The organism is Marinobacter alkaliphilus (assembly GCF_055394375.1).
Genome location: NZ_AP043751.1, coordinates 2,033,899 through 2,054,735, shown reverse-complemented (window position 1 = coordinate 2,054,735; position 20,837 = coordinate 2,033,899). Strand labels below are relative to the sequence as shown.

Below are 20,837 nucleotides of genomic sequence, written 5' to 3'. Positions count from 1 at the left end.
ACCTCAGTACAGGAATTCGACGGAGGTCGAACGCCATGGATACGGGCCAACTGGGCACTTTTCTCTCATCAGATCATCTGCCGTTGCTGCTCTCGGCCGTGGCCATACTGCTTGCCTTGGGCACGATCCTGTTCACCGCCAGCGCCCGGCGTCGGCACCGGGAGGAGTTAACAACTCTGCGTGAGCGGGCCGACACGCTCTGGCGGGAAGTCGACGAGTTTAGGGTGGCGCAGTTCAACCATGCGGGCGAGCCCGGCTCGTCACCACAAATGTCCACTTCGTTCGATGACGCCCGGTACCGCACAGAAAAAGAAGCCTATGACAAACTCTGGCCACAGGTGTGGCACCTGTACGAGCGCCTGGGCATGTTCCTCAGGGCCGTTGAAGCCGGTGAGGCATCGGGGGAATTGAGGCTGGAAGCCCGGCATGCGGCCCTCGAAGCCCGGAATCTGCTGAACCGAAACCGCCCATTCTGCAGCGACGTGGTCGACGGGCTCGCCACACGACTGATTGATACCGAGATCAAGGCACACCTGGCAGCCTGCCAGCACCTTGACCTGCTGAAAGATGTCTCCAATAGCTCGTCCAGCCATGATCGACGAGTACTGCAGGACAAATGCCACAGCCTGCACGAAGGCGACGCCCGGGACCTGATCAACCAGCTGGCCTCAACCATCCGTGCAAGAAGCATACGTAACTCATAGAGTGCGGCCCGGGTTATATTGCTCTGACCAAGGGTGATCCGGAACTTATTTGCCCGGGTACAGTCTGTGAGACTTCCTCATGACGGACACGCCAATGACACGACTATTGAAGTACTCTGGCTGGCTTCTGGGCGCCCTTTTGCTGCTGGTCTCCGGCCCCCTGCTGCTGGCAGCCACCGGCACCCAGCCCGAACGTAACGCCTGGCAAACCGCCAGCCGTGACAGCGCCGGCATAGCACCGACGGCAGCAGACACTCACGAGGCCATTGTTCAAGTATATGGCGCCCGGGCCTGGAGCTGGCGCGGTTATTTCGCGGTACACACCTGGGTGGCCACCAAAGAGGAAGGCGCCGATCACTACAAGGTGCATGAGGTCATTGGCTGGCGCCAGCACGTAGTCAGCTCCCGCCCGGACGACCCAGACCGCCACTGGTTCGGCGCCAGGCCAGAGTTGTATGCCGATATTCGGGGCGATGAAGCCAAAACACTGATTCCGGAAATTTATAAGGCGGTAGACTCGTACCCGTACATCAACGAATACGAGGCCTGGCCTGGCCCGAACAGCAACACGTTCGTGGCCTGGGTTATCCGGCAAACCCCGGGGCTGAACGTGGCGTTACCCAATCACGCCATCGGCAAGGATTACCTGGGTAATCGTGTGGGGGCAACAACACCCGGTGGTGCCGGTTACCAGCTTTCGCTGGGAGGCTATGTTGGTGTTCTGGCGGGCGTCCGGGAGGGTGTAGAACTGAATATTCTGGGATTGTCGCTGGGTGTTAATCCCTTGGCGCTGGGGATCAAGTTACCTGGGATTGGTGAGCTGGCTCTGCGTAATACCAACCCCATGCCAGACTCAACTCACTGAGTTTGAACACGGCCGGGGAGCGGGTAAGCCTCCCAAAACACGCTCCTTCGGCACATCCATGTGGCGCTTGGGCTCCGCCATCCCTGGCTCCGCACAGTTTTGTGAGGCTTACCCGCTCCCCGACCTCCATCGGTGTTGGACCTAGAGTTTTGCGAACTCCAAATACCGACTGGCCGCCTGTTTTTTCTCATCCTGAGAATTCAACAATTCCAGGCGTAGCCGGTCGATCAACTTCAGATAGTCATCCAGCGGTGATTTCTTTTTGCCCTGATCCTTGGAAGCCTCGATAAAGTCCTGCTGTTTCTTGCGAATTTCATTTAGCTTTTCCAGAGCGTTCTGGATGGCTTCAATGCGGGCATTTACCGGACCATTACCGTTAGAGTTCCCGTTTCCGTTGGCGGCTTCATTACCACCGCGCACACCAAGGAATGTGCTCTCCGCCGGCGCGGACTCAGTGTTCTGCTCCGCCAAATCCAGCTCCTCCAGGGTACGCACCTCACCGTCTGTGGTCAGGTAAATGCCGGAAGCCTTGATCTGGCCCAGGGGAACGCCCTGCGGGTTGGTCAAGGTAAACTGATCCTCTACGCTGCCAACGTAAAGAGCCTGGACGCCCACCTCCTCCAGTGACCGCAAGGCACCGCCGCCGTCGGCGGTTTGTACCCAGACCGACAGGGATTTGAACACTTCGTCGTTAGCATCGATCCAGCGGTTGCCGTCGTCGTCATACTTGGCGAGTTCGCTGAAACCGGAACCGGTTTGGGGACCAAACAGCTCGGAGCCATCGTCTACCTTGCCGTTGCCATTGCGGTCAAACACCAGGTAACCGCTGCCAGCACCCAGGCTGGCAAACTGGCTGGTCTGGCCGTCGCCGTTCATGTCAAATTCGAACAACGTGTCGGTCAACCGCGCGGTGGAAGCGCCGAAGTTGATCACCAGCGGGTCAGTCAGCGGGCGTTCCTGAATCTGGATCAGTTCGGAGTATTCGTAGGTCCGTGACTGTGATTGTCGAAGTGATAGGGTAAAGTCAATGGTTTCGCCGTTTTGCAGGGTGATGCTGCCGGTGGATGCAAAGCTACGACTCTCGCTTTCCGAGTAGAACATATAGCGGCCGGCAGTCACCGACAGGCTGCCCTGGGATTCCCCCACGGCCTCTCCGCCCAGAGCCGCCCGGCTGACGGTCAATGCCTGCTGGCCGAGCAGGAACAGGTCGGCGGATTTTTCGATCAGCTCGGCACTGGTAAACGAGGCCGTGCGATTATCCCCACTCACCTGGCTGGCACTGCTGAACGCCAGCTGTTCCTGGCTGCTATAACGGTAGGCCGCCTGTCGGAACAAAGACAACTCAGTGGCGCCGGCCTGCAATCCCTGTTGGGGCAAACCCGCGTTCTGCTGGGTAATGCGCAACTGGCTACTGTCCATAGCCTGCACCTGGCGGCTGCTGTTCTGAAACAGGGAAATCTGACTGGATGAAATCATGGTGTTCGTACCTCAACTGACCTGTCAGGGTATCGGCACATCACCGGAAAACTTGAGCAGTTTTTAACCAGTCAGAATCAGAGACTTAGTTGAGATACCGCACCAACGCGGCAGCCAGAAGGCCCAGAGTAATGGCCGGCAGGGGTTTGCGGATGGCCAGCATGGCAACGCCGGTGGTCACCAGCGCAGCCAGGGCTCCCAGATCGCCAGTCACCGCCATGGGCACAATAATGGCAATCAGCACCGAGCTCGCCATGGTGTTGATGAAACTCTCAACCCGCGGGCTGATGCGCAGGAACGACATGATGAACACCCCGCCGAAGCGGGTTACCAGGGTCACCACTGCCATGATGGCGATCAACGCCAGAACACCCAGGGTTGTGGTTTCAATCGCCATGCCGGACCTCCAGGTTATCTTCCCGGCTCTGGGCTCCGGGTTCCAGCCAGAACAGTCCGATCACACCACCAGCCAGTGCACCCACCACAACGTGCATATTGGGCGGCAGCCATTTCCACGCCGCCAGCGAAGCAGCACCGGCCACCAGCCAGGCCACGAGAATACGCGGCGATTTCTTGCCACCGAGGGCCATGGCCAACAGAAAGCAGCCCAGTACCATATCCAGGCCCAGTGCTCTGGGGTTCTGTAGCAGGCCACCGAAGTACACACCCAGCCCGGTACCGATCATCCAGGCCAGCCAAAGCACCAGCCCACCACCCAGGATCACCTCAAGATTGCGCCGCCCACTCTGATACTCCTGCGCCGAGACCGCCCAGTTGGCGTCTGTCAGCAACAGCAATAGTCCGTAGCGCTTGCCCGGCGAGACGTCTTTGAGCATGGGGTACAAAGAAGCGCCCATCAGCAGGTGCCGGGAGTTGATGGCAAACACCACGGCAATCATTGGCAGCACCGAGACTTCGGTGCCCCACATGTCCACCGCGGCGAACTGGGACGCACCGGCGAACACGGTGGTGCTCATCAGGATGGATTCAAGCGGCGACAAGCCCTTCTGGATGGCCGCCAGGCCAAAGGCAGCACCAAACGCCACCACGAACAATGAGATGGGAAGTAAACGAAAAAACTCAGCTCGCACCCTGTGCGGCTGAAATTGGTAAGGATATAAACTGGCAGACATTACGAGAAACTAAGCCGGAACCGCCAAAACGCGAATAGGTAATAACCGCTAGCCCGGAATTATTTTTCCTATTTTGCTCAATCAGTTATATGAACAAATCACACTTTTGCGAACTCGGTCGCCTCGCCCTCATTGACGTGAACGTAAACTTATTCTAGTTTGTTTTTCGTCCAGCCCCAAAAGGGCAACCCGGCCAATCCACCGGGCAGGACTGATGAAATCGAACATCCGGCCAAAAGCCGGGATTACAAAAACAAGACAAACCTACCGCCGCGATCCGGCCAGGTGGGAGAGGATTTCAACATGTCTGATCTTTTACGCTCCCCAAAGGGGCTGCGTCCCGTCAGCCTTGACGATGTCTGGGAAAAAGATGCCGGTTCGGTCTACATGAACGGCAGCCAGGCCCTGGCGAGACTGCCCCTGCTCCAAGCCCAACTCGACCGCAAGAACAACCTGAACACCGCAGGCTTTATCTCTGGCTATCGCGGATCTCCCCTTGGCGGTTTTGACAAGGTTCTGTGGAAAGCCCGGGACCACCTCAAAGAAAACAACATCCATTTTTTACCCGGGGTGAATGAAGACCTTGGCGCCACCGCTGTCTGGGGCAGCCAGCAGGTCAACATCTTTGAAGGTGCCCGTTACGACGGCGTGTTTGCCCTCTGGTATGGCAAAGGCCCGGGTGTGGACCGCACCGGTGATGTGTTCAAGCACGCTAACGCGGCGGGCACCTCCCGATTTGGTGGGGTACTGGCCGTCGCTGGCGACGACCATGCCTGCAAATCTTCCACCCTGCCCCATCAAAGTGATTATGCGTTTCTGGATGCGGGTATGCCGGTGCTCAACCCCGCCGGCATTCAGGACATTCTGGATCTGGGCCTCTACGGCTGGGCCATGTCGCGGTTTAGCGGCTGCTGGATTGGCTTCAAAGCCCTGGCCGAAAACATGGATTCGTCCATTTCTGCCAACCTGGATCTCAGCCGGATCAACATCCGCATTCCCACACAGTTTCCCATGCCGGAAGGTGGCCTGAACTCCCGCTGGCCAGACAAACCTATGGCGCAGGAGGAGCGCCTGCACCGGCACAAGCTGGAAGCCGCCAAGGCCTTTTGCCGGGCCAACCGCCTGGACCGCACGGTGCTTTCGGTTGAACAGCCCCGGCTGGGTATCGTCACCACCGGCAAAGCCTACCTGGATGTGATCCAGGCGCTGGCAGACCTCGGCTTGGGCGATGAGGAGCGTGAAGCCATCGGGCTGGCGGTTTACAAGGTCGCCATGCCCTGGCCTCTGGAACCCGAGGGCATGTTTGAGTTTGCCTCGGGGCTGGAGGAAATTCTGGTGGTCGAGGAAAAACGGGGACTGATTGAAGAACAGATCAAGACCCAGCTTTACACCTGGCAGGATGGCCGACGCCCCAATGTCATCGGCAAGCGGGACGACCAGGGTAACGACCTGCTACCAACCATCGCCGAACTGACACCGGCCATGGTGGCACGGGCCATCGCCTCCCGCCTGGATGGCCGTTATTGCAACGATAAACTGCAACAGCGTCTCGGTTTCCTGACCGAAAAAGAAAACAGTCTGGCGCAACCCCGGGAGCGACTGGAGCGGACTCCGCACTTCTGCTCTGGCTGCCCCCACAACACCTCCACCCAGGTACCGGAAGGAAGCCGCGCCCTCGGCGGCATTGGCTGTCACTACATGGCGACCTGGATGGAACGGGGTACCGACACCTTCACGCAGATGGGTGGTGAAGGCGTCACCTGGCTTGGCCAGGCACCGTTTACCAACCAGAAACACGTGTTCCAGAATCTGGGCGACGGCACCTACTTTCACTCAGGCGTACTGGCCATTCGCGCGGCCATCGCCTCCGGTGCCAACATCACCTACAAGATTCTCTACAACGACGCCGTGGCCATGACCGGCGGCCAGCCGGTGGATGGCACCCTGACGGTGCAGCAGATCAGCCATCAGCTGTATGGTGAGGGCGTGCGACGTATCGCGGTGGTCAGCGACGATATCGACAAATACCCGTCGCGGGCCGATTTCGCGGATCGCACCACCTTCCATCACCGGGACGACCTGGACGCCCTGCAACGGGAAATGCGTGAGATCGAAGGCTGTTCGGTGATCATCTATGACCAGACCTGCGCGGCCGAAAAGCGCCGACGCCGCAAGCGCGGCACCATGGAAGACCCAAACCAGCGCGTGATGATTCACTCGGACGTGTGCGAAGGCTGCGGTGATTGCGGCATCCAGTCCAACTGCCTGTCGATTCTGCCTAAAGACACAGACGCCGGGCGCAAACGCACCATTGACCAGTCCTCCTGCAACAAGGACTTCTCCTGCGTGCGCGGTTTCTGCCCGAGCTTTGTTACCGTCAAAGGTGGCAAGCTGAAAAAGCCTGCCGGCGTCAGCGCAGACGTGGACTTCCCGGAGCTTCCGGAACCGACACCCGTCACCGGCAACAATCCCTACGGCATTCTGCTGACCGGCGTCGGCGGCACCGGCGTGGTGACCGTCAGCGCCCTGCTGGGCATGGCGGCTCATCTTGAAGGCAAAGGCGTCTCCGTGCTGGACCAGGCCGGCCTGGCCCAGAAGTTCGGCGCGGTCGTCAGCCACATTCGCATCAGTGACCGGCAAGACAACATCCACGCGGTGCGCATTCCCGCCGGCGAGGCCGACCTGATGATCGCCTTTGATCTGATGGTCGCCGCCACCGACGACGCCCTGGCCAAGCTGGATAACCGATTCTCCCGGGCGGTGGTCAATACCGAGCAGGCCATGCCCGCCGCCTTTACCCGAGACCCGGACATCCAGTTCCCCGGGGAATCCATGGAGCAGACCGTCAAGGAGGCCTGCCGGCCGGATGGCAGCTGGTTCCTCAACGCGGGTGACCTCGCCAAAGCCCTGATGGGTGACGGCATGGCGGTCAACCTGTTCACCGTCGGCTTTGCCTGGCAACAGGGGCTGCTTCCGCTCAGTGCCGCAGCCATCGAGCGGGCCATTGAGCTTAACAACGTGGCGGTCGAGAAAAACAAACAGGCATTTCTGTGGGGCCGCCGGGCTGCCCATCATCTGGACCGGGTGATGGCCCTGGCGTTCCCGAAACCCAAAGGCACACCTGTGCAGGTGATGGAAACCACGGATCAACTGATCCAGCGCAACATGGAACACCTGAGCGATTACCAGAACACCGCCCTGGCCAAGCGCTATGAAAGGCTGGTGCGCCAGGCGGAACACACCATCTCCCAGAAACTCGGCCGTGACCCGTTGCTGTTCCGAGCCATCGCCGACAACTACGCCAAGGTACTGGCCTACAAAGACGAGTACGAAGTGGCGCGACTGTTCAGCAATGGCAGCCTGCGCAAGCAGCTGGAGGAGCAGTTCGAGGGCGACATTGAGCTGGAGTTCAATCTGGCACCGCCGCTGCTCAGCCGGAGCAAAAATGGCGAACGCCCTAAGAAACACACCTTTGGTCCCTGGATGGAAACCGTGTTCGCATGGCTGGCGAAAGCCCGAAGCCTGCGAGGCACACCCCTGGACCCCTTCGGATACACCGCGGACCGCCGCCTGGAGCGCAAGATCATCCGGGAGTACGAAACTGATGTGGCCTTCCTGCTCAAGCACCTGAGCAAAGACCACGCCGATGCCGCACGAAACCTGGCCAGCCTGCCTGCGAAGATCCGCGGTTACGGCCCGGTCAAAGAAGCGGCCTATCAAGCCACCCGAAAAGAACGGGCGCAGTACCGGGCTGAACTGAACCCCGGTGAACGGGCACACCAACAAATCGCCAACGCGGCGGTCTAAAACAAAAACAGCCGCCGCAGGCCCCACAAGGGTAGCGGCCGGCCACGGAACAGAGGTGAAACGCCATGAACGTATTCAGCCATCCGGAGTTCGATCACCACGAACACCTGTCTTTTGTCTGCGACGCCGAAACCGGCCTGAAGGGCATCATTGCCATCCACAATACGTCACGGGGTGCAGCACTCGGCGGTTGCCGAATGTTTCCCTACGCCAGCGATGAGGAAGCGTTGAGGGATGTGTTGCGACTGTCCCGGGGGATGACCTATAAATCTGCCCTGGCCAATCTCGACCTGGGTGGCGGCAAGTCCGTCATAATCGGCGACCCGCGTAAGCACAAGACCGAAGCCTTGCTCGAGGCCATGGGCAGGCACCTGGAAAGCCTCGGCGGCCAGTACATTGCCGCTGAAGACTCCGGCACCAGCGTGCCAGACCTGAAAGTGATGGGCCGCCATACCCGGCACGTGGCCGGCGTAACCACCCGCACCGGGTTCGATGGCCAGCCCAGCACAGGGGACCCTTCACCGGTAACCGCCTACGGCACCTTTATTGGCCTGAAAGCGGCCGTAAAACACAAGCTCGGCACGGATAACCTGACCGGACTGAAGGTGGCCATCCAGGGCATCGGCAATGTTGGCTACCGCCTGGCCCGCTATCTGAAAGAGGCCGGTGCAGAACTGTGGGTGACAGACATTCACGCCGACAACCTCCAGCGCGCAGTGGACGAGTTTGATGCAACGCCCGTTGGCTCCGATGACATCCTGAGCCTGCCGGTGGATGTTGTAGCCCCCTGCGCCATGGGTGCAGTGCTGAACGACCAGAGCATTCCGGCCATCCGGGCGGCCATCGTTGCCGGCGCCGCGAACAATCTCCTGGACCGCCCCGAACATGATGCGGCCCTCAAACACCGGGGCATCCTCTACGCTCCGGATTTCGCCATCAACGCCGGCGGGATCATCGATGTATTCTACGAACGCACCGGAGGCTCACCCGAGCAAATCCGCGCCCACGTAGACACCATCGGTGACACCCTGTCGGAAATATTCCAGCGCTCTGATCGCACCGGGCTCCCCACCGGTGAGATCGCCAATGAACTTGCAGAAGAGCGCTTTAGAAAGCACGCCGCGCGTGCTGGGCTGGCGCCCAGGCGGCTGGCTTGCGCCGGGTGACCTGACACCGGTGCTTCCCCTTGGGGGCCGCAGGGTTCTGCGGCTCCCCTTTTAACCCCTGAAACAAAAACAACACCTTCGGGAGATCACTATGTCTGTCACTTCATCCGGCTCCGCCACCTATTCGGATGCCCTTGAGGGCTCCAATGCGAAACGAGGGCTATGGTCCTCACGGTTCGCGTTTATTCTGGCTGCCACCGGCTCCGCCGTCGGGCTTGGCAATATCTGGAAATTCCCCTACGTTACCGGCGAAAACGGTGGCGGCGCCTTTGTGCTGGTGTACCTGCTGTGCATCGCCGTTGTCGGCATTCCCATCATGATGGCCGAGGTCATGATCGGCCGCCGGGGTGGTCGCAGCCCGGTCAACAGCATCCGACTGATTACCGAACGGGACAGACTCAAACCGGCCTGGAAACTGGTGGGCGCTATCGGCGTTCTTGCTGGCTTTTTAATACTGTCGTTCTACTCGGTGATTGGTGGTTGGGCAATATCCTACGTGGGTACAACTGCCAGCGGGCAGCTGGCCGGGCAATCCGCCGAAGCTGTGGGAGCCATTTTCTCCGGCTTGCTAAGCAATCCGTCCACCCTGCTGCTTTGGCACACGGTGTTTATGGCCCTGGTGATGGTGGTCGTCGCCCGGGGCGTCCGCTCCGGCCTTGAGCGGGCCGTCAGTATCCTGATGCCAGCGCTGTTCGTATTGTTGCTGCTGGTGGTCGGCTACGCTATGACCACCGGCCACTTCGGCCAGGCCGCGGCCTTCCTGTTCCAGCCAGACTTCTCCAAGCTGACCACCTCCGGCGTGCTGGTCGCCCTTGGCCACGCGTTCTTTACCCTGAGCCTGGGTATGGCGGTAATGATGGCCTATGGCTCTTATCTGCCGAAGAAAATCTCCATCGCCAAGACCTCCATCACGGTGTCAGTCATCGACACCGGCGTAGCACTGCTGGCCGGGCTGGCGATCTTTCCCATTGTCTTTGCCAACGGCCTCGAACCCGGTGCCGGCCCCGGCCTGATTTTCCAGACACTGCCCCTCGCGTTCGGCCAGATGCCCATGGGTACACTGTTCGGCACCCTGTTCTTCGTGTTGCTGATCTTCGCCGCCTGGACCTCCGGCATCTCCCTGCTGGAGCCCATCGTGGAGTGGCTGGAAGAGCAGAAAGGCATGAACCGGACCATCAGCACCATCGCCGCTGGCGGCGTATGCTGGGCTCTGGGTATTGCCTCCGTGCTGTCACTGAACCTGTGGGCGGACGTTGCTCCGCTGGGCTTCATTCCCATGCTGGAAGGCAAAACCATTTTCGACCTGCTGGACTTCTTCACCGCCAACATCCTGTTGCCGCTAGGTGGCCTGCTGGTCGCACTGTTTGCCGGCTGGGTGATGTCCCGCCAGGCCATGGAGAACGAACTGTCGTTGTCACCGACCATGTTCAACCTGTGGTTTATCACCGTGCGGTTTGTTACCCCGGTGGCCGTTGCCATTGTGTTTATCTACAACCTGATGTAACCCCGATCGCCCGGGCAGCGCGCTGCCCGGGCGCCCCCTCCCTGCCTATTCTGGGCACCAACATACCAATTGATAAACATCTGTCCCTTTCTGACCGGACTTTTACGGCTCTTGGCGCGTAATGTGTGATTGTAAGACAAACACAATCGAGGCAGTCGCTATGTCAGCAGTCACAGCATCTTTTCCGGTACGCCGTCAGGACTTTGGTTTTGAGGATGTACCGCGGCACTGGGTCGACAGTGACCCGTTCATGACCCACCTGTTCAACGCCCTCTCCGCACTTTTCCCAGACGGTGAGCGCTTCTTCGTGGACAGTGTTCGGGCAGTACGTGACCAGATCAACGACCCTCAGTTGCAGAAGGACATCAGCGCCTTTATCGGGCAGGAGGCCATGCACGCGAAGGAGCATGGCCACTTCAACGACGGTGCCATCAATCAGGGTTTCGATATCAAGAAACTGGAAGGCTGGACCCGAGGCTTCCTGTCCGCGAAAGACCTGCCGCTGCTCAACAACAAGCGGGTGCATCTGGCCGCTACCGTTGCCCTTGAGCACTTCACCGGCATCCTCTCAGCGCAGCTGCTAAAGCGCGAAGACCTGGTGAATGCCATCGACCCGTCCATGCGAACCCTGTGGGCCTGGCACTGTGTCGAAGAGAACGAACACAAAGCGGTGGCCTTCGACACCTATGAACAACTCTACGATAAAACCGTAGTGGACTACGCCATCCGCATGGGTGTCATGGCATTGATCACCACGCTGATCATGGTAGCGATCCACTCGTTCATCATTGAGCTGATGCGCGAAGACAAGCAGTTACTGAACCTGAAGTCCTGGGCCAAAGGCCTGAACCGGGTTTGGGGCCGCAAGGGCATGTTCACCGCGATCATTCCGGAATACCTGGATTACTTCAAACCAGACTTCCACCCGTGGCAGCACGACACCGAATTCCTGCTGCACAAGTGGCGCAAGCAGCTGAACTTCGCCTGATGCCAGCGCCTGCTCGCCGGGCTCAGTCCGGCTTGCGGGCCACGTAGACGGTGTTAAACGATTCGCGGTTCTGGAAGGGGTTGTAGAAGCTGACCACGTGGCAGGCTATGTCGGTAAACACTTCCCGCAGAGTCGCCATGAATTCGTCGTCCTCACCTTCGTTGGACCACATGGCAAACACGCCCCGGGGCTTGAGTTGCCGGGCCATGAAGCGGAGGTTGTTGGCGGTGTAGAAGCTGGCGCTGGAGTCGTGCAGCAGGGCCCTGGGCGAGTGGTCTATGTCGAGCAGGATGGCATCGAACGGTTTGCCCGGCGCTTCCGGGTCGAAGCCGCCGGTTTCGGGGTCAGCGATGGCGAGGTCGAAGAAGCTGCCGTGTATGTAGCGGTTGCGGGGGTCGGCGTTGAGGTCTTTGCCGAGGGGCACTTTTTCTTGCTGATGCCAGCCGATGACGGGTTTCAGGTATTCGACCACGAGCAGTTCGCTGACGCGCTCATGCTTGAGAGCGGCCACGGCGGTGTAGCCAAGGCCGAGTCCGCCCACAACAACACTGAGCTTGTCGCCTTCGGTTTCGCCCAGGCCGATGTCTGAGAGGGCCACTTCGGCGTCTACAAACATGCTGGACATGAGGAATTCTTCGCCCAGTTTCACTTCGTAGATATCGCGGTCACCCAGTGCCGGAATCCTGCGGCGGCGAAGCGTGATTTCCCCGATCACCGAGGGCTGGCTGTCAATTTGTTCGAAAAGCAGTCCCATAATTTTACTCCCTTCAGGTGCTCAGTACCGCGGCTTTGGCGTTAACGCCAGCGGGGTAGGGCTTTCCAAAACACGCTCCTTCGGCACATCCATGTGGCGCTTGGGCTCCGCCATCCATGGCTCCGCACAGTTTTGGAAAGCCCTACCCCGCTGGCTCCTCAAACTACTCAGCTGGATTCGATGCGTGCTCTAAGCAGCTCAGTAAAGTATTCCGCATCTTCTCCGCACCCAGCTCATTCATCAGTGCGATATTCCGATCAGGAATCCCGTCCACATCCGGATGGCTATCAATCGCCGCCTCCAGACTCGCCTCCCGCAACAGGTGCAACATGGGGTACGGAGACCGGTTGGTGTAATTCTCATCAGCCCCCGGTTCGGTGTCAGCGAACTGATAGTCCGGATGGAAACTGGCGATCTGGTAAACGCCCTCCAACTCCAGGTAGGCCAACAACGCATCGGCAGCGTCCAGAAACTCATTGTAGGCGTAGAAATCCTGCAGTACGCCCGGGTGTATCAACAACGTGGTTTCGATTTCCGGTTCGTCTTCCAGGCGCTGCAATTCCGCGTGTAGGGCCTGCAGGAGGTCGTCTTCATTGTTGGCGTCTGTCACCGTAAACCGAACCCGGTTCTTGACCAGTTCCCGTTTGGCGAAGGGGCAGAGGTTGTAGCCAACGACGACGTCTTCAACCCATTTTCGGGTTGCGATCACAACCGGAGACTCACTCATCAGTTTGTCCTTTATTCTCTGGATGACCACTCAAAGGTACGAGCGGACGGTTGGGTAGGCCTGTCCAAAAATGTGCGGAGCCATGGATGGCGGAGCCCAAGCGCCACAGGGATGTGCCGAAGGAGCGTTTTTTGGACAGGCCTACCCAACCGTCCGCAAACTCCCAAGGTCGAATGATTCAGGATCAGACGTAACCCTGACTCCGAAGATAATCATCATAACTGCCGCTGAAGTCGGTAATCCCATCCGCCTTCAACTCGATGATCCGGGTCGCCAGCGACGAAACAAACTCCCGGTCATGGCTGACGAAAATCAGCGTGCCCGGATAGTTCTCCAGCGCCAGGTTCAACGCCTCGATGGACTCCATATCCAGGTGGTTCGTCGGCTCATCCATCAACATCACATTCGGCTTCTGCAGAATCAGCTTACCAAACAGCATCCGCCCCTGTTCACCACCGGAAATCACCTTCACCGACTTACCGATGTCATCCCCGGAGAACAACATCCGTCCCAACGTACCGCGCACCAATTGCTCACCACCGGTAGTCCACTGCGCCATCCAATCGGTAAGGGTGTCATCCCGGGCAAAGTCGGCGGTGTGGTCCTGGGCGAAGTAACCTACCTCGGCACTGTCGGTCCATTTCACCTCACCGGCATCCGGCTCGTAGGCGCCGGCCAGGCACTGCAGTAAGGTGGTTTTACCAATTCCGTTCGGGCCGATGATAGCCACCCGCTCTCCCGCCTCAATCTGCAGATCCAGGTTTTTAAACAGGGGGCCTTCGTCGAAGCCCTTGGTCAGGCCTTTCAGGGTGACCGCCTGACGGTGCAGTTTCTTGCCCTGCTCGAAGCGGATGAACGGGCTCACCCGGCTGGACGGCTTCACTTCCTCCAACTGGATCTTGTCGATCTGGCGGGCGCGGGAGGTGGCCTGCTTGGCTTTCGAGGCGTTGGCGGAGAAGCGGCTGACGAACTGCTGCAGTTCAGCGATCTGGGCCTTTTTCTTGGCGTTGTCTGACAACATGCGCTCGCGGGCCTGGGTGGCGGCAGTCATGTATTCGTCGTAATTGCCCGGGAACAGGCGCAGTTCACCGTAATCCAGGTCCGCCATGTGGGTGCACACACTGTTCAGGAAGTGGCGGTCGTGGGAGATGATGATCATGGTGCTGTTACGGGCCACCAGGATGTTTTCCAGCCAGCGGATGGTGTTGATATCCAGGTGGTTGGTGGGCTCGTCCAGCAGCAGCACGTCCGGGTCGGAGAACAGGGCCTGGGCGAGCAGCACGCGCAGTTTCCAACCTGGGGCCAGGGCGCTCATGGGGCCGTTGTGCTGTTCCAGCGGAATGTCCAGGCCCAGCAGGAGTTCGCCGGCGCGGGATTCGGCGGTGTAGCCGTCCATTTCGGCGAATTCCACTTCCAGGTCCGCCACCGCCATGCCGTCTTCTTCGCTCATTTCCGGCAGGGAGTAGATGCGGTCCCGCTCTTTCTTCACCCGCCACAGTTCCCCATGGCCCATGATCACGGTGTCCATCACCGTGCAGTCCTCGTAGGCGAACTGATCCTGGCGGAGTTTACCGAGGCGGATGTTGGGCTCCAGCATCACTTGGCCGGCGGACGGCTCCAGGTCGCCACCGAGGATTTTCATCAGGGTGGACTTGCCGCAGCCATTGGCACCGATCAAACCGTAACGGTTGCCGTTGCCGAACTTGGCGGATACGTTTTCAAACAGGGGCTTGGCCCCGAATTGCATGGTGAGATTGGCGGTGGAGATCAAGAAAAGAACCTGTCAGCGTGAGGGCCAGCAGCAAGCCGGCAAATAAAAGCCGGCATTGTACAGGTTTGGGCGCAAGACTGTGAGGCCGCAGAAACACGGATAAAAAGGGCTTGCCAGCAGCACGCTGTGCGGGCAGCATTCGTGTCAGACGTTTCCGTCCATTCCTCCATCCGACAACAGGAACTTGATCATGGCACAAGCAACTGCACGCCACATTCTGGTAGACAGCGAAGCAAAATGTGAAGAACTGAAGAAGGCTATTGAAGGTGGCCAGGATTTCGCCGAAGTGGCGAAGCAGCATTCCTCCTGCCCGTCTGGCCGTAACGGCGGCGACCTGGGCTCCTTCGGCCCTGGCCAGATGGTTCCCGAGTTTGACAAGGCCGTGTTCAGCAGCGACCTGAACACCGTAATTGGGCCGATCAAGACCCAGTTCGGGTATCACCTGCTGGAAGTGACTTCCCGCAGCTAAGCCAGTGCAACTGCTGTCTGCGCTTGACTGCGCAGACAGCAGGCGTTGGTTATCGGGATTCGCCTGTCCCGAAATTCCTGAACCGCGCCAATTGGCTACCGATGGTTTCAATAGGGTCCGTAATCGACGCCTGAATGCTCTCTGTGACCACCTCGGTAAAGCGTTTACCCGACTCACTCTCCAGAAAGTCCAGATACAGACCCAGTTCCTGAACACTGATATCCCGGTAGGTGAACAAATAGCTGTCGTATACCTGTTGCCCAACCATGCCCTGCAACATCCCACGCTGGTTCTCCAAACGCTGACGTAACCGCTCGTAATGCACCGAGTCACTGCTCAGGGCCGCCATGGCCGTTGCCAAACCCAACTGCACGGCAATGGTAGTATCCACTGTGGTTTCCGTTGCGCGGGAAGCCCGGTCAAAACGGTCAAACAGCTTTTCCCGGGTGGTGCCCTTGTAGGCTTCGTTTAGCTCTCCGGCGCGGCTTCGCACCTCTGACCAGGCGGCAGGTGCAGACGCAGCAATCTCCGCACGGGATATCTTCTGCGCAACAGGCGTCTGGTACCAGGCATGAACCTCCTCAAGCTGTTTGTTCGTCAACGACTCATCCAGGCTGTCCACCAGCTTACGCTCGATGTCCTCGGCCCTGTAGCTGCTGCTGACCACATAACCAATGGTGTCGGCCACCATCGGCGGCACCTGGCCGCTCTGTTTGAGACCGTCCCGTATACCCTGGCTCATCATGGCCGGATACTGGCCCACGATGTCATCAATGGGCGATGCCGCCAGAACGTCACGGGCATCCGTTGATGCATGGGCCATTCCTGACGATATAAGCCCGGCAACTAAAAGAGGTTTAACTAGGGTGATCAGTCTCATTTCTCTATTATCCTGTTACTGCAACGGCCCTGTTTATGACACGCCTGAAGCCATTACGGCAAGTGCCCCAAGGCCTTTGGAGATGACAGTTTGGTAGGGATGTGGCGCAGAAGAACCCGAAAATCTCGAAATATCCGCAACAAGCGGTTTAATGTATGGCGCTCCCGCATCAGCTGGTACGGCCTGCCTTTGCTGGGGCTGGTGATCGGCACCTGGGCCACCCTGCGTTTCAGTCTGCTGGCCCCGGAACCTCCGGCCAACCCGGAAAACATCTGTGAGATCTTCAGGGAACATACGGTGTGGTACGACTATGCCCGGGCCTCCGAGGAGAAATGGGGCACCCCCATCGCCACACAGCTGGCTTTTGTCTATTACGAATCGTCTTTCCGGAGCCATGCCCGGCCGCCCCGCACCCGGCTTTGGGGACTGATTCCCTGGAAGCGCCCCACCACCGCTTACGGTTATGCCCAGGCCCTTGACCCCGCCTGGGGCGAATACCTGGTGGCGAACGACGCATCCTGGCGAACCGTACGCACCGACATGCAATACGCGCTGGATTTTGTCGGCTGGTACAACCACCTCAGCAACCGCGAGCTGGGCATTCCATTCAGCGCACCCCGGCAGCTTTACCTGGCCTATCATGAAGGTCGGGGCGGCTACGCACGCCGCTCGTTCGAACAGAAACCGGCCATACAGTCCCTGGCCCGAAGGGTTCAGAACCGCGCCTTCCGCTACGACAACCAGTTAAAGCAGTGCGAAGCGGAGTTCCAATGTTGGCGCTGGTACCAGTTCTGGCCGTTCTGCAAGGCCGACGATTAGGTTCAGAGCGACGCGCTTATCTCAATGGCAGATTCCAGCGCTTTCAGGCGTTCAACCAGAAACTCCATGACAATGCGCACCCGGGCCATCTGCTGGGTATCCTGGTTTACATGCAGCCACAAATCCACGCTCTCGCCCTCCAGCGGGTCTGATAGCCTGCGCAGCTCTTTCGCGGCCTCGCCCAGATAACAGGGCAACACCGCCAACCCCGCTCCAGACCTGGCCAGGGTTGCCATGGATTGCAGGCTGTTGCAGCGAATCACCGAGGAGACGTTCTTCAGGTGCTTTCGGTACCAACGCCCGGTCGCCAGATGGCTGAAACTCTCATCCGGCAGTATCCAGGTGCAATCTTCCGGGTGGTTCTCGATATCCATATTGCGGTGTCGACGGCAGTATCGGGCGGCCCCGTAGACAGCGGAATCCACAGCGGCAATGCGCTCGCCCTCCAGGGTCGCCTGGGGTTTGTTCTCCGGCCGCAAGGTCAGGTCTGCCTCCCGGTGGCTGAGGTTCGCCACATCGTTATCGGTCAGCACCTCCAGTTCGATATCCGGATAGGCGTGAACCAGCTCCGCCAGGATCGGTCCGAGCAGTTCATTCATCATGGCATCTTCGGCCGCCACCCGGACCTTACCCACCGGCGCGGCATCGTCACCTACCAGTTTGCGCTCCAGGTTTTCCACATCGGTAGCCAGCCGCTGGGCCTCCCGAAACGCCATTTCGCCAACCGGAGTGAGCTGCAAACCATCCCGGTTGCGCTCGAAGAACTGCACCCCCAACGACTCTTCCATCTGATCAAGTCGTCTTAAAACAGTGGTTTGGTGTACACCCAGCAATTCACCGGCTTTCGCCAGCGTTCCACCTATTGCCAGAGCCCGTATATATCGAAGATAATCCCAGTCCATAGTTACTGCATATTCGCAACGTGAGTACGGATTTTAACGTATTCAAACTGCAAATAAGAACTCCTAGAATAGTCGTTAAATTAAAGATAGATCGCTAATTAATCCACCAGACAAAGGAGGAAGGCGCTATGACCAAGAGCCATATCGCAACCGTAAACCCGCTGCCGTCAAGTATCCTCCACAACAGTACCGAGGTCAGGCGCCAGTATACCCGCGCTGCTGCACAGCAGGCGATGCAGTTTTTCAGCCGTAAGGTGCGGATTTTCAACCGCAAAGCGGCTGCGGTTGCCCCAGACATGCCCCAGGTACAGGGCGGTCACTGAGATTACCGGAACCCGGTAACCGAAGCACAAATAAAAACGCCGGCATGTTTCCATGCCGGCGTTTTTATTTGGTGAGTGTTTAACGCCCTGATCAGAACTCCCAGATCACCTTACTCTTCTTACCAAACCACTCGTCCATCTTCTGATTGTAGAAGTCCTCGATCACATTGCGCTTGATCTTCATGGTCGGCGTTAACATGCCGTTTTCCATGGTCCAGGGCTCCTTGACCACTACTACGAAAGCCACTTTCTCATGGGCTTCGCTCTGGGCGTTAACGGCATCAAGCTCCCGGGCCAGTTCCTGTTCCAGCTCCGCCCGGTCACCACCACGATCCAGTTCATCCCGGGCCTCTTCTGACAACAACACCATCAGGCACGGCTGAGGCTGGTTGGCGCCGGCCACACACACCACTTCGGCTTTCGGATGATTGAACCGGTTCTCAATTGGCACGGGCACTACGTATTTGCCCTTGGAGGTTTTGAACAGATCCTTCACCCGGCCAGTGATACGCAGGCAACCATCCTGGTCGATTTCACCCATATCGCCGGTTTTGAGAAAGCCGTCATCGGTCAGGTCCTCTTTGGTCTTCTCTTCGTTCTTGTAGTAGCCGAGCATCTGACCGGGGCTCTTGACCTGAACCTCGCCACCTTCGCCAATGCGGTGAGTAACACCGGGGTTTGCCATGCCGACCGTACCCACCTTGGCCTGGCCGGGGCGGTTGGCGTGGGAGTAACCGAAGTTCTCCGACATGCCATACACTTCCAGCAATTCCAGACCAAGGCCCCGATACCAGCCGATAATCTCTCCAGACAACGGTGCCGCGCCCGTCAGGGCGGCCCGACAATGGTCCAGGCCCAGCTGTTTGAGCACCTTCTTTTTAACCAGCGAGTTAAGGATCGGAATATTGAACAGGATTTTCTGCTTCTTCGGTGGCAGCTTGGCGTTCACGCCCAGATAGAACTTCATCCACAGGCGCGGTACCGAGAAGAACAACGTGGGCCGGGCCCGCTGCAAGTCTTCCTGGAAGGTGTCCAGGGAGTTGGCAAAGTACAGGTGGAAACCGTAGTAAAGGGACTGGGTTTCAACCGCTGCCCGCTCCGCCACGTGGGCCAGCGGGAGGTAAGACAACATGCGTTCGTTGGATGACACTGGGAACAGTTGCTGCAGGCCATCGGCCACCGAAATCATGGTGCGGAAGCTGTGCATCACGCCCTTGGGCCGGCCGGTACTGCCAGAGGTGTACACGATGGTGGCCAGCGCATCCGGATCAGGCAGTTTCGGCTCAGCCGGTGATTGCTCTTTGATGATCTCCTGCCATTTGGGAGTGTCATCGCGCGGCGACAAAGGCAGAGACACGATGGGCAGGTCATCAGGAATATGATGCTTGATGTCGTTCCAGCCGTCGGCCGTACCGTCCAGCTTACCCAGGAACAACAGTTTAGCCTCGCTGTGTTCAAGAATGTAAGCGGCTGTTTCACCATTCAGGGTCGGGTAAAGCGGCACGCTGACATGACCGGCTGCCCAAATGGCCAGATCCAACAGTATCCAATGCGCGCTATTCTTGCCCAGGATTCCGATATTGCTGTGCTCCGGTAGACCAAGGCTGTTCAGGTAGGCGGCCATCCGGGACACCTGGTCAGCGGCCTGCGCCCAGGTAATGTCTTCCACCCGGCCATCCGGGAACGGCTGGGTAAGGTAAACGTTATCGGGAGTGTGCTGGGCCCAGTAGTACAGGCAGTGCAAAGACGTCTGCTTTTGTGGGTCTATAGCCATGGTGGCTCCTTGTTGTTGTTATCTTCGGTTGTCTGGAATCGCTTTTTATTGTTGCATTCATACTAGCCAACTTTCCCGCGTGCTCAATAGCAATAAACATCCCGGGCGTTGACCATTTAGCTCGAAGCTGAGACGCACCTCCCAAAATAGTTCGTGACATCCATCAAGTCTGGTCTAGATTGAGAAGTACCGCGTATTGATAACCAATACCACAGGAGACTGTCGCTCTATGAGAACCTCGACTCGCTCTGCTTTGATCTTCCCCGCCTGGGCCGTGATTCTTATCGGTTCTGGTGCATTTCTCTATACCGCCTATGCGGGCTTTCTTGGTTCCTGAAAGCTGGCTAACGCCTGAACCGGGTCTCAAGCACGACTGCCGAGTTAGTTCGCTCAACCCCTTCAAGGTTCCCGATGTCATCCAATACACGGCTCAACTCCTCCAGTGATTGAGCCTGGACGATGGCAATCAAGTCGTATTCACCACTAACCGAAAACAACTGACAGACCTGAGAAATCTGCTCCAGTTCAGAGTTGGTGCGGGCAGTGAGTTTCTGATGCACCTTGACCGACACATGGGCCTCCACCTGATTGGCGGCGTACTCACCGCCCAGCTGTAAGGTATAGCCGCGAATGATTCCCTGCGCCTCCAGTTTCGCCAGTCTGTTTTGTACGGTGGAACGGGAAACATGCAACCCCTTGGCCAGGTCAGTCACACTGGCGCGAGCATTCTGCCGGAGCAGTCCCAACAATTTCTGGTCTTGCATACTAATCATTT

19 protein-coding genes are annotated in these 20,837 nt (G+C 58.5%); 9 read left to right on the top strand and 10 right to left on the bottom strand.

Annotation, left to right across the window (positions count from 1 at the left end; genetic code table 11):
* Window positions 1-35: 35 nt before the first annotated feature.
* Together ACZ5Q2_RS09405 and ACZ5Q2_RS09400 are read left to right on the top strand one after the other, a co-directional pair.
* Entirely contained in the window at window positions 36-704 is a 669-nt protein-coding gene (locus ACZ5Q2_RS09405; protein ID WP_058092162.1) for a hypothetical protein, read from the top strand.
* A 94-nt stretch (window positions 705-798) separates the two neighbouring features.
* Window positions 799-1,569: a DUF3750 domain-containing protein gene (locus ACZ5Q2_RS09400; RefSeq protein ID WP_432210212.1), complete on the top strand. Its 771-nt coding sequence runs from the start codon at window positions 799-801 to the stop codon at window positions 1,567-1,569.
* Window positions 1,570-1,710: 141 nt separating this feature from the next.
* On the opposite strand, the gene ACZ5Q2_RS09395 is transcribed toward ACZ5Q2_RS09400, so the two are convergent.
* The 3 genes from ACZ5Q2_RS09395 to ACZ5Q2_RS09385 form a co-directional block, all read right to left on the bottom strand.
* Window positions 1,711-3,045 carry a hypothetical protein gene (locus ACZ5Q2_RS09395; protein WP_061333083.1) on the bottom strand — a complete coding sequence of 445 codons (1,335 nt, stop codon included), beginning with the start codon at window positions 3,043-3,045 and terminating at the stop codon, window positions 1,711-1,713.
* A gap of 85 nt (window positions 3,046-3,130) precedes the next feature.
* A complete protein-coding gene (locus ACZ5Q2_RS09390) occupies window positions 3,131-3,442 on the bottom strand; it encodes an AzlD family protein (protein WP_061333082.1) in 312 nt (103 codons plus the stop codon).
* Window positions 3,432-4,178, bottom strand: a complete 747-nt coding sequence (locus ACZ5Q2_RS09385) for an AzlC family ABC transporter permease (RefSeq protein WP_061333081.1) — start codon at window positions 4,176-4,178, stop codon at window positions 3,432-3,434. The genes ACZ5Q2_RS09390 and ACZ5Q2_RS09385 overlap by 11 nt, the downstream gene beginning before the upstream one ends.
* Before the next feature lie 303 nt (window positions 4,179-4,481).
* On the opposite strand from ACZ5Q2_RS09385, the gene ACZ5Q2_RS09380 reads away from it, so the two are divergent.
* The 4 genes from ACZ5Q2_RS09380 (at window position 4,482) to ACZ5Q2_RS09365 (ending at window position 11,643) form a co-directional block, all read left to right on the top strand.
* A complete protein-coding gene (locus ACZ5Q2_RS09380; RefSeq protein WP_061333102.1) occupies window positions 4,482-7,985 on the top strand; it encodes an indolepyruvate ferredoxin oxidoreductase family protein in 3,504 nt (1,167 codons plus the stop codon).
* A 65-nt stretch (window positions 7,986-8,050) separates the two neighbouring features.
* Window positions 8,051-9,151, top strand: a complete 1,101-nt coding sequence (locus ACZ5Q2_RS09375) for a Leu/Phe/Val dehydrogenase (RefSeq protein ID WP_061333080.1) — start codon at window positions 8,051-8,053, stop codon at window positions 9,149-9,151.
* Window positions 9,152-9,242: 91 nt separating this feature from the next.
* The gene (locus ACZ5Q2_RS09370; RefSeq protein ID WP_061333079.1) at window positions 9,243-10,655 is read left to right on the top strand and encodes a sodium-dependent transporter; all 1,413 of its coding nucleotides are present in this window, start codon (window positions 9,243-9,245) and stop codon (window positions 10,653-10,655) included.
* Window positions 10,656-10,815: 160 nt separating this feature from the next.
* Window positions 10,816-11,643, top strand: a complete 828-nt coding sequence (locus ACZ5Q2_RS09365) for a metal-dependent hydrolase (RefSeq protein WP_061333078.1) — start codon at window positions 10,816-10,818, stop codon at window positions 11,641-11,643.
* Between the two features lie 22 nt (window positions 11,644-11,665).
* Here the strand turns inward: ACZ5Q2_RS09365 and ACZ5Q2_RS09360 are convergent, their stop codons facing one another.
* The 3 genes from ACZ5Q2_RS09360 to ACZ5Q2_RS09350 form a co-directional block, all read right to left on the bottom strand.
* Window positions 11,666-12,397 carry a polyamine aminopropyltransferase gene (locus ACZ5Q2_RS09360; RefSeq protein ID WP_061333077.1) on the bottom strand — a complete coding sequence of 244 codons (732 nt, stop codon included), beginning with the start codon at window positions 12,395-12,397 and terminating at the stop codon, window positions 11,666-11,668.
* Window positions 12,398-12,560: 163 nt separating this feature from the next.
* On the bottom strand, window positions 12,561-13,124 hold the full coding sequence (locus tag ACZ5Q2_RS09355) for a DUF1415 domain-containing protein (protein ID WP_061333076.1): 564 nt from the start codon (window positions 13,122-13,124) through the stop codon (window positions 12,561-12,563).
* A 184-nt stretch (window positions 13,125-13,308) separates the two neighbouring features.
* Entirely contained in the window at window positions 13,309-14,895 is a 1,587-nt protein-coding gene (locus ACZ5Q2_RS09350; protein ID WP_061333075.1) for an ABC-F family ATPase, read from the bottom strand.
* A gap of 190 nt (window positions 14,896-15,085) precedes the next feature.
* Here ACZ5Q2_RS09350 and ACZ5Q2_RS09345 point away from each other — a divergent pair, with 190 nt between their 5' ends.
* Complete coding sequence (locus ACZ5Q2_RS09345; RefSeq protein ID WP_022987955.1) at window positions 15,086-15,364, top strand: peptidylprolyl isomerase; 279 nt, start codon at window positions 15,086-15,088, stop codon at window positions 15,362-15,364.
* A 49-nt stretch (window positions 15,365-15,413) separates the two neighbouring features.
* Here the strand turns inward: ACZ5Q2_RS09345 and ACZ5Q2_RS09340 are convergent, their stop codons facing one another.
* The gene (locus ACZ5Q2_RS09340) at window positions 15,414-16,187 is read right to left on the bottom strand and encodes a DUF2059 domain-containing protein (protein ID WP_227510236.1); all 774 of its coding nucleotides are present in this window, start codon (window positions 16,185-16,187) and stop codon (window positions 15,414-15,416) included.
* A 156-nt stretch (window positions 16,188-16,343) separates the two neighbouring features.
* On the opposite strand from ACZ5Q2_RS09340, the gene ACZ5Q2_RS09335 reads away from it, so the two are divergent.
* Window positions 16,344-17,063 (top strand): transglycosylase SLT domain-containing protein, encoded by a 720-nt coding sequence (locus tag ACZ5Q2_RS09335; protein ID WP_061333073.1) that lies wholly within the window; start codon window positions 16,344-16,346, stop codon window positions 17,061-17,063.
* Between the two features lie 2 nt (window positions 17,064-17,065).
* On the opposite strand, the gene ACZ5Q2_RS09330 is transcribed toward ACZ5Q2_RS09335, so the two are convergent.
* Window positions 17,066-17,965 carry a LysR family transcriptional regulator gene (locus ACZ5Q2_RS09330; RefSeq protein ID WP_061333072.1) on the bottom strand — a complete coding sequence of 300 codons (900 nt, stop codon included), beginning with the start codon at window positions 17,963-17,965 and terminating at the stop codon, window positions 17,066-17,068.
* Between the two features lie 128 nt (window positions 17,966-18,093).
* Between ACZ5Q2_RS09330 and ACZ5Q2_RS09325 the strand changes: the two genes are divergently transcribed.
* Entirely contained in the window at window positions 18,094-18,288 is a 195-nt protein-coding gene (locus ACZ5Q2_RS09325; protein ID WP_061333071.1) for a hypothetical protein, read from the top strand.
* A gap of 91 nt (window positions 18,289-18,379) precedes the next feature.
* On the opposite strand, the gene ACZ5Q2_RS09320 is transcribed toward ACZ5Q2_RS09325, so the two are convergent.
* Complete coding sequence (locus tag ACZ5Q2_RS09320; RefSeq protein ID WP_061333070.1) at window positions 18,380-20,062, bottom strand: AMP-binding protein; 1,683 nt, start codon at window positions 20,060-20,062, stop codon at window positions 18,380-18,382.
* 344 nt (window positions 20,063-20,406) lie between these two features.
* Window positions 20,407-20,835, bottom strand: a complete 429-nt coding sequence (locus tag ACZ5Q2_RS09315) for an Lrp/AsnC family transcriptional regulator (protein ID WP_061333069.1) — start codon at window positions 20,833-20,835, stop codon at window positions 20,407-20,409.
* Window positions 20,836-20,837: the final 2 nt, after the last annotated feature.

Excerpts from the sequence above, each read along its gene's own strand:
- ACZ5Q2_RS09405 (WP_058092162.1), top strand. The coding sequence starts at position 36 with ATGGATACGGGCCAACTGGGCACTTTTCTCTCATCAGATCATCTGCCG.
- ACZ5Q2_RS09400 (WP_432210212.1), top strand. The coding sequence starts at position 799 with ATGACACGACTATTGAAGTACTCTGGCTGGCTTCTGGGCGCCCTTTTG.
- ACZ5Q2_RS09395 (WP_061333083.1), bottom strand. The coding sequence starts at position 3,045 with ATGATTTCATCCAGTCAGATTTCCCTGTTTCAGAACAGCAGCCGCCAG.
- ACZ5Q2_RS09390 (WP_061333082.1), bottom strand. The coding sequence starts at position 3,442 with ATGGCGATTGAAACCACAACCCTGGGTGTTCTGGCGTTGATCGCCATC.
- ACZ5Q2_RS09385 (WP_061333081.1), bottom strand. The coding sequence starts at position 4,178 with ATGTCTGCCAGTTTATATCCTTACCAATTTCAGCCGCACAGGGTGCGA.
- ACZ5Q2_RS09380 (WP_061333102.1), top strand. The coding sequence starts at position 4,482 with ATGTCTGATCTTTTACGCTCCCCAAAGGGGCTGCGTCCCGTCAGCCTT.
- ACZ5Q2_RS09375 (WP_061333080.1), top strand. The coding sequence starts at position 8,051 with ATGAACGTATTCAGCCATCCGGAGTTCGATCACCACGAACACCTGTCT.
- ACZ5Q2_RS09370 (WP_061333079.1), top strand. The coding sequence starts at position 9,243 with ATGTCTGTCACTTCATCCGGCTCCGCCACCTATTCGGATGCCCTTGAG.
- ACZ5Q2_RS09365 (WP_061333078.1), top strand. The coding sequence starts at position 10,816 with ATGTCAGCAGTCACAGCATCTTTTCCGGTACGCCGTCAGGACTTTGGT.
- ACZ5Q2_RS09360 (WP_061333077.1), bottom strand. The coding sequence starts at position 12,397 with ATGGGACTGCTTTTCGAACAAATTGACAGCCAGCCCTCGGTGATCGGG.
- ACZ5Q2_RS09355 (WP_061333076.1), bottom strand. The coding sequence starts at position 13,124 with ATGAGTGAGTCTCCGGTTGTGATCGCAACCCGAAAATGGGTTGAAGAC.
- ACZ5Q2_RS09345 (WP_022987955.1), top strand. The coding sequence starts at position 15,086 with ATGGCACAAGCAACTGCACGCCACATTCTGGTAGACAGCGAAGCAAAA.
- ACZ5Q2_RS09340 (WP_227510236.1), bottom strand. The coding sequence starts at position 16,187 with ATGGCCCATGCATCAACGGATGCCCGTGACGTTCTGGCGGCATCGCCC.
- ACZ5Q2_RS09335 (WP_061333073.1), top strand. The coding sequence starts at position 16,344 with ATGTGGCGCAGAAGAACCCGAAAATCTCGAAATATCCGCAACAAGCGG.
- ACZ5Q2_RS09330 (WP_061333072.1), bottom strand. The coding sequence starts at position 17,965 with ATGGACTGGGATTATCTTCGATATATACGGGCTCTGGCAATAGGTGGA.
- ACZ5Q2_RS09325 (WP_061333071.1), top strand. The coding sequence starts at position 18,094 with ATGACCAAGAGCCATATCGCAACCGTAAACCCGCTGCCGTCAAGTATC.
- ACZ5Q2_RS09320 (WP_061333070.1), bottom strand. The coding sequence starts at position 20,062 with ATGGCTATAGACCCACAAAAGCAGACGTCTTTGCACTGCCTGTACTAC.
- ACZ5Q2_RS09315 (WP_061333069.1), bottom strand. The coding sequence starts at position 20,835 with ATGATTAGTATGCAAGACCAGAAATTGTTGGGACTGCTCCGGCAGAAT.